The sequence below is a fragment of the Ralstonia sp. Ralssp135 genome (assembly GCF_047304345.1).
Classification (GTDB): Bacteria; Pseudomonadota; Gammaproteobacteria; order Burkholderiales; family Burkholderiaceae; genus Ralstonia; species Ralstonia chuxiongensis.
Genome location: NZ_JBGLYZ010000001.1, coordinates 137,531 through 149,815 on the forward strand (window position 1 = coordinate 137,531; position 12,285 = coordinate 149,815).

The 12,285-nt window shown below is 63.9% G+C and carries 9 protein-coding genes; 4 read left to right on the forward strand and 5 right to left on the reverse strand.

All coding sequences use genetic code 11. The features are described 5' to 3' along the window. Nucleotides 1–4: 4 nt before the first annotated feature. The 3 genes from ACCD03_RS00605 to ACCD03_RS00615 all read right to left on the reverse strand — a co-directional run bounded on the left by ACCD03_RS00605 (nt 5) and on the right by ACCD03_RS00615 (nt 3,187). Nucleotides 5–1,018 carry a VOC family protein gene (locus ACCD03_RS00605; RefSeq protein ID WP_316677355.1) on the reverse strand — a complete coding sequence of 338 codons (1,014 nt, stop codon included), beginning with the start codon at nt 1,016–1,018 and terminating at the stop codon, nt 5–7. Between the two features lie 90 nt (nt 1,019–1,108). Next, on the reverse strand, nt 1,109–2,140 hold the full coding sequence (locus tag ACCD03_RS00610; RefSeq protein WP_413410492.1) for an ABC transporter substrate-binding protein: 1,032 nt from the start codon (nt 2,138–2,140) through the stop codon (nt 1,109–1,111). A 144-nt stretch (nt 2,141–2,284) separates the two neighbouring features. Then, the gene (locus ACCD03_RS00615; protein ID WP_413410493.1) at nt 2,285–3,187 is read right to left on the reverse strand and encodes a LysR family transcriptional regulator; all 903 of its coding nucleotides are present in this window, start codon (nt 3,185–3,187) and stop codon (nt 2,285–2,287) included. Nucleotides 3,188–3,289: 102 nt separating this feature from the next. Between ACCD03_RS00615 and ACCD03_RS00620 the strand changes: the two genes are divergently transcribed. After that, nucleotides 3,290–4,174, forward strand: coding sequence for an aldo/keto reductase family oxidoreductase (locus tag ACCD03_RS00620; RefSeq protein ID WP_413410494.1), 885 nt, complete (start codon nt 3,290–3,292; stop codon nt 4,172–4,174). Between the two features lie 75 nt (nt 4,175–4,249). On the opposite strand, the gene ACCD03_RS00625 is transcribed toward ACCD03_RS00620, so the two are convergent. Then, nucleotides 4,250–5,278, reverse strand: a complete 1,029-nt coding sequence (locus ACCD03_RS00625) for a MerR family transcriptional regulator (protein ID WP_413410495.1) — start codon at nt 5,276–5,278, stop codon at nt 4,250–4,252. A 257-nt stretch (nt 5,279–5,535) separates the two neighbouring features. Between ACCD03_RS00625 and ACCD03_RS00630 the strand changes: the two genes are divergently transcribed. Further along, the gene (locus ACCD03_RS00630) at nt 5,536–7,320 is read left to right on the forward strand and encodes an EAL domain-containing protein (RefSeq protein WP_413410496.1); all 1,785 of its coding nucleotides are present in this window, start codon (nt 5,536–5,538) and stop codon (nt 7,318–7,320) included. 16 nt (nt 7,321–7,336) lie between these two features. Here the strand turns inward: ACCD03_RS00630 and ACCD03_RS00635 are convergent, their stop codons facing one another. Next, complete coding sequence (locus ACCD03_RS00635; protein WP_413410497.1) at nt 7,337–8,089, reverse strand: autoinducer binding domain-containing protein; 753 nt, start codon at nt 8,087–8,089, stop codon at nt 7,337–7,339. 941 nt (nt 8,090–9,030) lie between these two features. Between ACCD03_RS00635 and ACCD03_RS00640 the strand changes: the two genes are divergently transcribed. Continuing rightward, complete coding sequence (locus ACCD03_RS00640; protein ID WP_045205750.1) at nt 9,031–10,449, forward strand: discoidin domain-containing protein; 1,419 nt, start codon at nt 9,031–9,033, stop codon at nt 10,447–10,449. A 182-nt stretch (nt 10,450–10,631) separates the two neighbouring features. Beyond that, nucleotides 10,632–12,284, forward strand: coding sequence for an alkaline phosphatase D family protein (locus ACCD03_RS00645; protein ID WP_413410498.1), 1,653 nt, complete (start codon nt 10,632–10,634; stop codon nt 12,282–12,284). The last annotated feature ends 1 nt before the right edge of the window (nt 12,285 follow it).

Here is a 12,285-nt window from a genome sequence, read left to right on the forward strand (position 1 = left end):
GGCGCTAGACCGTGGCCGGCTGACGCTGCGGCTCGGCCGCCACCACGGGCGCACCCTGCACACGCTCCACCGCCTCGAACAGGGCGCGGATGTTTGCCGCGCCAAATCCGCGTGCGCCCTGACGCTCGATCAGTTCGAAAAAGAACACTGGCTCCGCCGTGCGCGACGGCGCCAGAAATGACTGCAACAACAGGCCATCGGCATCGCGGTCGGCCATGATGCCAAGCGCCAAGGCAGCGTCGCGCGGGACGGGGCAGTGCCCGATCCGCGCCAGCATGGCGTCGAACACTTCGGGCATGGAGCCCGCAAAGTTCACCTCGTGGCGTTTGAGCGCAAGGCTATGCGCCAACAGTGCAGGCACACGCAGCGCCAGGTGCTGGATGCCCGCACCGCCGTGCACATCGACAAAGCGGTGCAGTTGCGTCGTCTGGCTGGTCGGTGTGGGCGCAGAGAGCACGAGCTTCACGCTGCCGCTGGCGTTCTGCAGCACCGTGTTGATCATGCCGAGACTGCGCGTCTGGATGTGCTCGGTTTGCGTGACATGCAGGCCAAAGCCCGCTTCGTAACGCGCGACTGTTGCGTCCATCGTGTGGCAAGGCAGGCACAGCGCGAGGTGGTCAAGCCCCTGCGCTCCATCGAAGGCAGCATCGCCGGCAGCAGGGTCGCGCTCAACAAACGTGTGCGTGACATGACCGATACCGCCCACGCGTGCCATGCGCACAGGGCGCTCCCCGTGCGGCGTGGGCAGAACGCCCCAGTGCGGCGGTGCCAGATCGGCCGCGCCGGCACGCACTGCCCGGCGATGCGCGACAACAACATCCTCGACCCCGAACATCACGTCATTGACGACGATTTCGTCGGCACGCGCCCGAACGCCGCGGCTCATTGGCTCGAACCGCAACCACGCATGGCTGCCCACCCGTTCCACATCGCTCGCAGGCACCTGCAAGGTGCGCAGAAAATCGCGGGACCAACTCGGGCCGCTGACCGATACCGACGCCACCGACGCTAGTGTCATGACCGTCTCCTGACGCCGCACGGCGTCGTGTTTGGATGGTTGGGGAAAACGTCTGCCGCTTCAGTATCGAAACCCGGCGGCACCGGACAACTACGGGCGGGCGTATGCCAATGCGCCCGCTGCCGTTGGCACGCACGGCTTCTCGGGGGCGCGCGCTGCGCGCGGCGGCAAATAGGCGTCCGTCACGGCGGCGGACCATGCATGCGGCCGGCGGACGATACCGTGCCGCGCCAGCCACGCGGCATAGCCCGACATGAGCGAGGCATCGTGCCGGCCCCACACGCCATCGGTCAGCCACGTGGTGGACACGGCGCGCAGCGACCGGGCAATCGTGGTTCGCGGGAAATACGGAATGACGCGCTCGAACAGCGGCAGCGCGCTGGCCGGATCCGCATGGGCCGCGGCAAACCCGCGCGAAGCGGCCATCAGCAAACCGCTGACAGCGCCGGCATTGCACGCCAGCCAGCGGGCGTCCGCTGCCAGCAGGTAGCTGTGATAGGCCGGCGCGCCAATCTCATCGATCGGCCAGACCTGGCGCTGCGCATCGGGCAGGGTCGAAGGCATCACGCCCTCCCACGCCCAGTAGCTGCCGAAGCTCGCATCGGCCACGCCATCGCGGAGTTCATCGAAGGTCAGCTCACGCACACCGGCGTCGACCAGCTTCACGGCATCGGGGTCGCCGCCATCTGCGCGAACGATGTCGGCCAGCAAGGCGCGCGCACGCACCGTGGGGTTGAGCGCCACACGGCGCCCACAGAGATCGCGCGGGCGGGTGATGCCGCGCCCCGTCACCGAATGGATGGCTTCCAGGCTGCGCTGGTTGACGGCGGCCACACCGCAGACCGGCTCCCCTATCTCAAAACGGCCCAGCACGCGCCGGGTCGGGCACACGCCCAGATGCACGTCGCCGCGCATGACATGATCGAGCGTGTCGCCTCGAGCATCGTCACGCACGACGATTTCCACGTCCAACCCCGCACGCGCAAACCAGCCCTTGGCGCGCGCGAGGTAAAACCCGGCAGCATTCGTCCACGGGTGAAAGTACTCAAGCATGAGGCGAACGTGCTGCATGGTGCGAACGGCCGATGGCCAAGTGGACAACGGCCCCAGTGTGCGAGCCATGACCACCACCGCGTACTACGTGGATTGTGCAAACGGCTCAAGGGTCCTACGAAGCCATCACGGAAACTCGATGGAACCCCGTTGCCCAAGCAGTGGGCGCGCGAGCAGTAAGCCGGCTCTGCCGCAAGATCTGGAAGTGCCGTGCTAGTCCGAAGCGGCCTTGATGAAATCGATGAACGCCCTGAGCGGAGCCGGAACAAGGCGCCGCCCCGGATAGTAGAGATATGGCCCCGGGAACGGCCGCCACCAATCTTCGAGCACGGGTTCGAGCGCACCGCTCGCAAGGTGTGGGCGTAGCCAGTCTTCATAGAGATGAACAACACCCACGCCGGCCAAGGCCGCGTCCACCACAAGATCGGTCGCCCCGCCAATGCGAACGAGCAGCGGGCCCGACGGCTCCACCCGAACCACTTCACCATCGCGCTCGTATTCCCACGGCGGCATCGCACCGCTTGCAAACTTGCCGCGCAGGCAGGCGTGGTCGAGCAGTTCGCGCGGATGGGCGGGCCGGCCGCGTCGATCGAGATAGCCGGGTGCCGCTGCCGTTGCGAACCGCTGTGATCGCGGGCCGATCGGAACGGCGATCATGTCCTGTTCGAGCCGCTCGTCATAACGGATGCCTGCGTCGAAACCCGCAGCCAAGATGTCGACAAAGCTCTCTTCGGCCACGACCTCCAGCTGTATCTCGGGATAGGCGTCGAGAAAGCCCGGGATGATGGCAGGCAGCACCAGCCGTGCGGCGCTCATCGGCACATTGAGTTTCAGGGTGCCGGCCGGTCTTTCGCGGAAATTGTTGACGACGTCCAGCGCGGCTTCCACCTCGCTCAGGGCCGGCCGCAGGCGGATCAGCAGGCGCTGCCCCGCTTCGGTTGGCGAGACGCTGCGCGTCGTGCGGTTCAGCAGGCGCACACCAAGCTGCGTCTCCAGCCGGCGCACCGCCTCGCTCGGCCCGGATGCGCTCGCGCCCATCAACCTTGCACCTTCGCGAAAGCCCCTAGCTTGCGCCACTGCCACGAAGGCATTCAGATCACCCAGATCGACGTTCATTGTTCGCCTTTTCGCACAGCCCGTGCGGATTATGTCCCCTTATCGCGCACCCCGCTTGCGCCTAATCTGCGGTCACCTCGTCTTTCACACAGGAGTGTGACCATGTCCCCCATCATTCAGGCCGGCACGTTTTCCATCGGCGGCCACCAGGTGCATCGTCTTGGCTACGGCGCCATGCAGCTCGCGGGCCCAGGCGTCTTCGGCCCGCCAAAGGACCGCGACGCCGCGCTTGCCGTATTGCGTGAGGCTGTTGCCTCGGGCGTCAACCACATCGACACGAGCGACTTCTACGGCCCGCACATCACAAACCAGTTGATTCGCGACGCCTTGCATCCCTATCGCGACGATCTGCTCATCGTCACCAAGATCGGCGCTAGGCGCGACGCCCAGGGCGCGTGGCTGCCGGCATTTTCAGCTCAGGCGCTGACCGAAGCCGTGCACGACAACCTGCGCAATCTCGGCCTGGATGTTCTGGACGTGGTGAACTTGCGGATCATGTTCGACACGCACGGCCCAGCCGAAGGATCCATCGAAGCGCCGCTCACGGCCCTGGCCGAACTGCAACGGCAGGGGCTCGTGCGGCACATCGGACTGAGCAACGTCACGGCCGACCAGATCGCGGAAGGACGGCAGATCTGCGAGATCGTCTGTGTGCAGAATCACTACAACCTCGCCCACAGAAACGACGATGAACTGATCGACGCGTTGGCCGCCGACGGCATCGCGTATGTCCCGTACTTTCCGCTGGGCGGGTTCAGCCCGCTGCAATCGTCCACGCTCAACGATGTGGCGACGCGACTCGGCGCAACTCCGATGCAGACGGCACTCGCCTGGCTGCTGCACCGGTCGCCGAACATTCTGGTGATCCCGGGCACCTCGTCGGTCGCCCATCTGCGTGAGAACCTGGGCGCGGCGGCGATAACGTTGCCGGAAGATGCAATGCGCGAACTCGACGCCGTTGCGCTTTCAACGGACGAGGCTGCCTGATTTTGTGCAAACGACTGGCGGGCCCACCGAGTCATCATCGAAACGCGATGGAACCCGCCGTCTGCAGCGCCGCCGCTACGCCGCCTTCATCAGCCCTTCCATCGCCTCGCGCACATAGGCGATCAGATCTGGCCCCATCCACGGGCTGGCGGACAGCTCCGGCTCCCGCTCCATTGCCAGGCGCACCTTGGCTTGCGTTTGCGGATCATCGCCCGCATACGAGCGGAACAGGTCGATCCACTGCCGGGCAAGCTGCTGCATCTCCGGCGCATGCGCCGGCGTGCCTTTGGCCAAATGCTGCCGCACCTGCGCAATCAGGGCCGGCCACTCATTGGCGCGCTTGCCAAAGTTCGCGCGCATGAATTGCAACTCATGCGCCGACAGATACTTCCCGTAGATCGCCAGCTTGGTTTCGTTCGCCGCCTCCATGATGAAGTCGAGCATTTCCAGGCTGATGCCGGTGCGCTCCTGCAACGCCGGCTCGTTGATGTGCATCGTGTGCAGCTTCGCCGTGAGAATCGGGTCGAGCGCCGCGTCCTGCGCGAGCAATCCCATCCATTGCTTGGCAAGCGCCTGCGCCTCGCTGCTGCGTGAGGGCACTTGGCGCGTCATCGCATCCTGCACGGTCGACACCAATGCCGCCCACCGTTCGTGGCGGGCAGTATCGGCGTCCATGCGTTCGGCGCGGGCACGTTCTTCCTGCGAAAGGTATTTGTCGTACATGGTCATCCATTCCAAGGTTGTGAGCCACTCGGTCAATTCGGGCTCTTCCTTGCGCACGAGCTGGCCGTGCAGCCGCGACAGCCGATCACGCAGTACGCTGGCTTGCGTGATCTGCTGATCGAGCATCGCAATCTGCCGTTCCACGATCGTGGTCAAAGGAATGTCCGGATTGGCCAGGAAAGCCCCGACATCGGCTAGTGACATGCCGAAGCGCCGCAACGCCTGAATCTGGTGCAGACGGGCGACGTCAGCCTTGTCATACAGCCGGTAGCCGCTGTCGGAACGGGCCGAAGGCGTGAGCAGGCCGATGGCGTCGTAGTGATGCAGCATGCGCACCGAGAGGCCGCAGCGTTTGGCGAGATCGCCCACTTTCAACAACATGGTGGCTCCTGTCTTCTGGCTTGGACACAGGCTAGGACCTCACACAATGTGAGGGTCAAGCACGGCGTGAATAGGATCGAAATGCACAGTGCCCGATGAAGATGCGCGCGCATCGCGCATTCTGAACCACGCCCCTCTGTGGTGGGGACCATCTCCCGCGAACCCGCGCCGCTGCGTGCGTCACAAAAAGTTCATTCAACTCTGTGTTCAGCGGGTCGTTTAGCGGAATGTCCGATCTTGCGTCTGCCGCCAACGTCATGACTTTCTCACCGCTTCCCTTGCCCGCGGGCATTGCGCCCGAGATGCTGCGCACGGTGTTCCAACCGATCTTCCGCCTGTCCACCACCGAGGTGCTCGGCTACGAAGCCCTGCTGCGCGGGCCGGTGGGGTCGGCCATGGAGTCGCCCGCAGCGCTGTTTGGCGCTGCATCGGACACAGCAGGCACGATTGCGCTGGAGACCACCGCTGCGCGTCTGGCCATCGCCAATTTCTCGGCGATGCGGCTGCCGGGCAAGCTGTTCCTGAACTTCAGCGCGCTGGGCGTACGCCAGTTACTGGAAGACCATGCCCGCCTGCTGCATGCCATCGCCGACCACGACCTGCACCCTTCGCGCATCGTCATCGAGCTGACAGAGCAGACGCCCATCGACGATCTGGCGAGCTTTGCCGAAGCCCTGTCGGTGGCACGCGACTTTGGCCTGCAATGCGCGCTGGACGATTTCGGCACCGGCAATGCCAACCTGAACCTGCTGATCGAACTCACACCCGACTTCATCAAGCTCGACAAATATTTCCTGCGCGACATTGCCAAGCACCCGGCCAAGCTGGACATGGCACGCACGCTGCAACAGACGCTCAAAGGCGGCGCCACCAGCATCATTGCCGAAGGGCTGGAGACTGAAGACGAACTGGGCGTGGTGCGCGACCTGGGCATCCGCTTCGGACAGGGTTTCTTCCTGGCACGCCCACAAGACAAGCCCGCGAGCGACATGTCGAGCCACGCGGCGCGCGTGCTGCAGTCTTCGCAGATTGCGGTGTTTCCCCAGGCTGTGCGCGTAGGCTGGCGCGCCATCACGGCCAGCAAGTTGCTGCGTGTGGCACCTACCCTGCCCTTGCGCAGCAGCAACGACGAGGTGCTGCACCTGTTCAACCGTCACCCCGATCTGCACGCCGTGGCGCTGCTCGATGAAGATAAACGCCCGCTCGCGCTCATCGCACGCCGAGCGTTCATCGACCGCTATGCGATGCCGTATCACCGCGAGCTGTACGGCAAGAAACCGGCGTTGGCGTTTGCCAACCGGCAGCCGGTGCTGGTGGAAAAATCCGCCTCGCTGGAAGACATGTCGGCGCTGCTGATGAGCGAAGACCAGCGCTACCTGACCGACGGCTTCATCATCACCGAGCATGGCCGCTACCTGGGCCTGGGCACCGGCGAAGAGCTTGTGCGCACCGTCACGGAAATTCGCATCGAGGCCGCGCGCTACGCCAACCCGCTCACGTTCCTGCCAGGCAACATTCCGTTGAACCTGCACATTGAACGTTTGCTGGAAGCGCGCGCGGAGTTCTACGCCTGCTATGTCGACCTCAACCACTTCAAGCCCTTCAACGACCAGTACGGCTACTGGCAAGGCGACGAAATGCTGAAGATGGCCGCCGTCGTGCTGGCCAACGCATGCGAGCCCACGCGCGACTTTCTCGGCCACGTGGGCGGCGACGATTTCCTGATCCTGTTTCAGAGCGCCGACTGGCAGGCGCGCATCACGCAGGCCATGGTGGCGTTCAACGCCAACGCGCTCGCCATGTACACGCCGGCGGATCGCGCGGCGGGCGGCATCCATGCAGAAGACCGCAAGGGCCTGCCCGCATTCTTCCGCTTCGTGACGATTGCGGTGGGCGCGCTGCATGTGTACCCCGGCGCCGCGCACAACAGCGATGACATCGGCACCGCCGCCGCCCTGGCCAAGCGGCGCGCCAAGCAAAGCGAAAACGGCTTCCATCTGGAGGCCATGCGCCCTGCCCCTGCCGTGCGGGCCATGGCCTGACATCTCTGCGCCTGCGCTACAGCATCGCGGGAATCAGCCCGAGCAACGCGGCCTTTACCACTGCATGCGTCTTGTTGGCGGCGTTGAGCTTGGTGATGGCGTTGCGGATGTGGAAGTTCACGTTGCGCTCGGTCATCTCCAGGATGGCCGCGACTTCGGCCGCTGTCTTGCCTTCGGCCGTCCAGTGCAGCGTCTGGCGTTCAACCTCTTTCAAGCGCGCGGCGGCATCGGGCAAGACCTTTTCGGCCATCAGCGTGCTGATGCTGGCGTGCGCGCGCTGGCTCAGCCAGATCATTTCGGGCTCGCTCGCGGCCAGCTCCTCTTCGGTGATGGGCGTGGCGCGGCGCACCAGGCTGAAGGTACCGAAGATGCCGGTGTGATCTCGTATGGTGTGCGACCAACCGTGGTTGAGCCCGTGGCGGCGCGCGTCCATCCAGAACGGCGCGTCTGCCGTGGCGATGCTGGACCACAGCATTGGCTTGACGCAGCGCTGCCCGAACTGCAACACGGGATCGATCGCCAGATAGCCGCACACCCGGTAGTGCTTGCACCAGGGCTCCGGATAGGTGCTCCAGCAGATGGTGTTGAAGCGCGTGATCGGAATGGCTGCACGCAAGGCGTAGGCGCAATAGTCGAAGCCGAGCAGAATCACCGCCGTTTGCAGGCAGCGGATGACTGCATCGGCATCGCGCAGGGCATTCAACTCGCGCAGCAATGCCGCCCGCCAGGATATTGCGCAGCCATGCGGCACTTGGTTGTGAACGCCCATTCCGTCGGCCTCCAGAGCACACCCTAAATCGCCATGCCCGCGCCCATTCCCGCTTATCGGCTTTCCTCATTTCAAACGGGCGAAAAGCGTGATCAGCCTTGCGTGTTGCTGAGATCAATCGTTGGCGTGCTGAAACTATACATAATCCGAAACGAATTGCAGACCATGCATAGTCGATGCAATTAGTGGATTTTCTCGAATATAGGAATAACGCAATACAGAAATAAATAAATTGATTACCAAACAGTTTTGCGCAAAAAAACATCCACTATTTAAATCTGCTTTTTATGCAGCATGCCCGCCCTCGCCATTGCAAGCTGGCTACGCGGGGCAGTTTTTTTACAACGTCGGGTAGGCCGAATTCGTATCGTCGGCTTCCGCCAATGGCGGTTGCGGGCGGCGCAGGTGCGCCTCGCTGCGCATGACCCGCTTGCCGTATCGAAAACGCCGCAAAGCGGGCGCCGGCGCCACTTCAGGATGGTGCGCAAACGCGACAAGTAGCAAGGTTTGCACCGTCGTCGCGCGGCAAAACGCCGCAGTAAAAATAACAATATCGACTTCGCACGTGCAGTTTGATCGACGTTCGGAAAATTTGACGTGTCAGATTTACACGCACGTGTGGCGATTCGCTACCACGGCAGCGAATTAGGGCAAGAACGGCGTTCTTATTGGGGTTTCACAGTGTCAGCGAAACCCTTACAGTCTGGTCCGCGACTCGCCCTCTCGATGTAGTCGAGGCCCCGACAAGAAACACGACGGTACGAAGCAACAGGGTTTTTTGGCGCGTCTTTATCTTCGTCACTCCCCCGGTTTGTGGCGCTTTTTCAAATCCGGATTTCCCGGAATTGGCGGAGCTTTGCCCAAATTCAGAAAAGTGACGCGGACTTAATGCGGCGGTTGCCCCCGCCCCACTGACCCATTTGCATAGGAAGTCCCGTTTCATGCGCTCCACTCTGATTTCTCTTGGCCTTGTCGCCACCGCGGCCCTCGGTCTGTTCTCTGCCGGTGCCCAGGCCAACTGCGTTGCCAATCCGCCCACGCAATCCAACACGACGTTCCCCGCCAGCCTGACTGGCAAGCTCGCGTATCACAGCTACGTCAGCTACGGCGATGGCACCAGCCAACTCTTCATCTACGATTTTTCGGCACGCACGCTGCAGCAGGTGTCGAAGGCGGCCTGGGGCATCCAGGACCCGATGAACGCGGTGTTCAGCCCTGACGGCAAGTGGATCGCCTTCATGGGCATCACCAACAACGCGTGGAACGTGTTCTTCTGGCAAGTCGGTTCGACCAACATGCCGATCAACCTGACCAACAGCACCGGCCAGACGCGCAATGAAGATCCGAAGTTCAGCACGGACGGCAAATCGCTGTTCTTCAAGCAGAACGGCGATGTCATGCAGGCCGCGCTGTCGTACACCAGCTCAGGCCCCGTCTTCACCTCGACTGTGAACCTCACGCGCACGGCACCGACATTGGAAAACTCGATGCCGTTTGCCACGCCGGACGGCACGGCCGTCTACTACACCACGGGCACGGGCTCGGGCATGGGCCTTTACAAGCAGACCGTGGGCAGCACCACCAAGGTGGCGTTTGACACGCCGGCGGGCCTGGCGACGTACTACCCGATCGTGCGCGCGGACGGCACCGTCTTCTATGCCCGCTGGCACGACGCTACCAGCCAGGCCGACCAGATCTACACCAAGGTCAACCCAAGCGACACGCCCAACCAGCTCACGCTCAACGACTGCAACAGCAACAACTCCGACCCGTCGCCCGTGAACGGCACGAACTACGTGTTCTTCTCGTCGACGAGCGCCGGTGGCTACCAGCTCTACCTGGGCGATGCGAGCAACGGTCAGCGCTGGAGCCTGTCGCAGTTTGGTGTGAACTCGGACACGACCAAGGCGAAGCTCGGCTCGAACTACTACCCGGGCACGCCGACGGCCGCAGCACAGGCCATCACGCTGCTCTCGCAAGGCAAGCCCGCCAGCGCGTCCACCAGCTACAGCGCCAGCCTCGGCCCGGCCTATGCGTTTGACGGCAACACCACCAGCACGCGCTGGGATTCGGTGGAAGGCGTGGCCGGCGCGCAATGGCTGATGGTGGATCTGGGCTCGACCCGCACCATCACCGGCGTCGATCTGTACTGGGACGCAGGCGCCAAGGTCTACTACATCCAGACCTCGAATGATGGCGTGACGTGGACGAACATCTACTCGACGTCGAGCGGCGCTTCGTGGGGCCACACATCGCTGGCCAACCTCAAGGGCAGCGGCCGCTATGTGCGCATGTACGGCACGCAGCGCGCCACGCAATGGGGTTACTCGCTCGACGAAATGCAGGTGTGGGGCTACTAAGCGGCAGCTCCGGCATCGTCTGACAAGACAAACGCCTCGGTGGCTTCGGCTATCGGGGCGTTTGTCATTGGTGCGACGAGCCGACCGCATTGGGGCCTACCCCTAAATTGTCAAAAGCTGAACATTCAGCCTGCGCAGGGCTCGGCACGATGGCGTCTCCGCACCACGCCAGAGGATGGACGATGCCCTCCCATAAATCGCCGCATACCCCCGCGCACGGCATGAGCCGGCGCGATTTCCTGACGCTAGGCACTGCCGCTGCCAGCCTTGGCGCGCTGGGCCTGAGCCTGCCCGAAGGCGCGCATGCCGCCGACGCCAACTGGCATGCCGGCCAGCTCGTGCATCTGATTCCGGCGGCGAGCCACGACCGCTTTCTCATCAAGGCATCGTTCCAGGCACCGCTTGCACGTGCGCCATGGCTCGTGGTCAACGGCAAGCGCGTCGCCGGCGAACGAACCGATGCCGCCGGTCGCTTCTGGCGCTTTGATGCGCGCGGCCTGCAGCCCGCCACCCAATACACGCTGCGCATTGTCGATGCAGGCGGTAAGCCACTGGCCGACGCATGGCCGCTGCGGACTTTCCCCGCACCCGACGCCACGCCCGCGCGCCTACGCATCCTGGCCTACACCTGCGCAGGCGGCTACGATGGCCCGCCGGTGGCCGGCAAGACCGCATGGCTGGACATGACCGCCCGCCGGCGCCTGCTCGCGCGCGGGATGTCCTTCGCGCCCGACACCGTTATCGCCAACGGCGACCACATCTACTGGGATCTGCAGACCTCGCAGAACAAGCCGTTCGCACGCCAGGTGCGCGAACTGATGTGGGCGAAGTTTGGCGGCGCGCTCGACACGTCTATGCCGATGTCGCACCCGAAGAACGAAGCCATCTTCACACGCGTTTGCGACTACCAGATCAGCGGGCTGTACGGCACCACGCTGCGCTCCACGCCCGCGTATTTCCTGACCGATGATCACGACACGTTCGAGAACGACGAGTTTGACGACAAAGTGGCCACCCTGCCGCCAGAGCCGTACGGTCTGGTGGGTGCAGAGCTGACGCAACATCGCTACTACCCCGAGTTCCTGCCCGACGCGAACCGCCCCGTGTGGCTGCCCGGCGGTGACAAGGCCGGCATGCCTGCCGACACCAACAGCGCCTTCGGCACGCTGCGTTACGGCGCGCTGCTTGAAGCCGTGCTGTACGACTGCCGGCGCTTTCTCGACAACAAGGGCATCCACGCACGCGTGGTGCCACAATGGGTGGAAGACTGGCTCGTGGCACGCACGCGCGCGGAAGACACCGCGCATTTCTTCCACGTGCCATCGCTGCCGTTTGCGTATTCGTCGGGCAAGCTGGGCGACTGGTATCCGGATCTGCTCGACAGGAAGACCGGCCGCCTCGTCGCCAACCAGCCTAAGCCCGGTTGGCAGGCCGGCTGGCACACGCAGCACCAGCGCCTGGTGGCGGCGCTTGCCGAGCAGAAGCAGCGCGCGGCCGTAATCGTGCAGGGCGACTTCCATGCATCGGCGGCCGGGTCCATGTCGCGCTCGGGCGATCTGGCATTCGCGCATCCCGTGCATACGGTCATGACCGGCACGCTCGGCACCGGAGACCTCGCCTTCCCGTCGGCATTCCGCAGCATCGAGACCACGCCGGCTCTGTCCGTCGCCATGCAGGAGGCGCTGCACCCCACCGAGAAAAACGGCTTTACCATCATCGACGTGACGCCCGAGAAGATGACCTTCTCGCTGTTCATGTGGCGCCCGCCCGAGCCGGTGGAAGCCATCGATACACTGCAGCCGGCCCTGGTGTACGAGGTGCCGCGCCTGGCTTGAG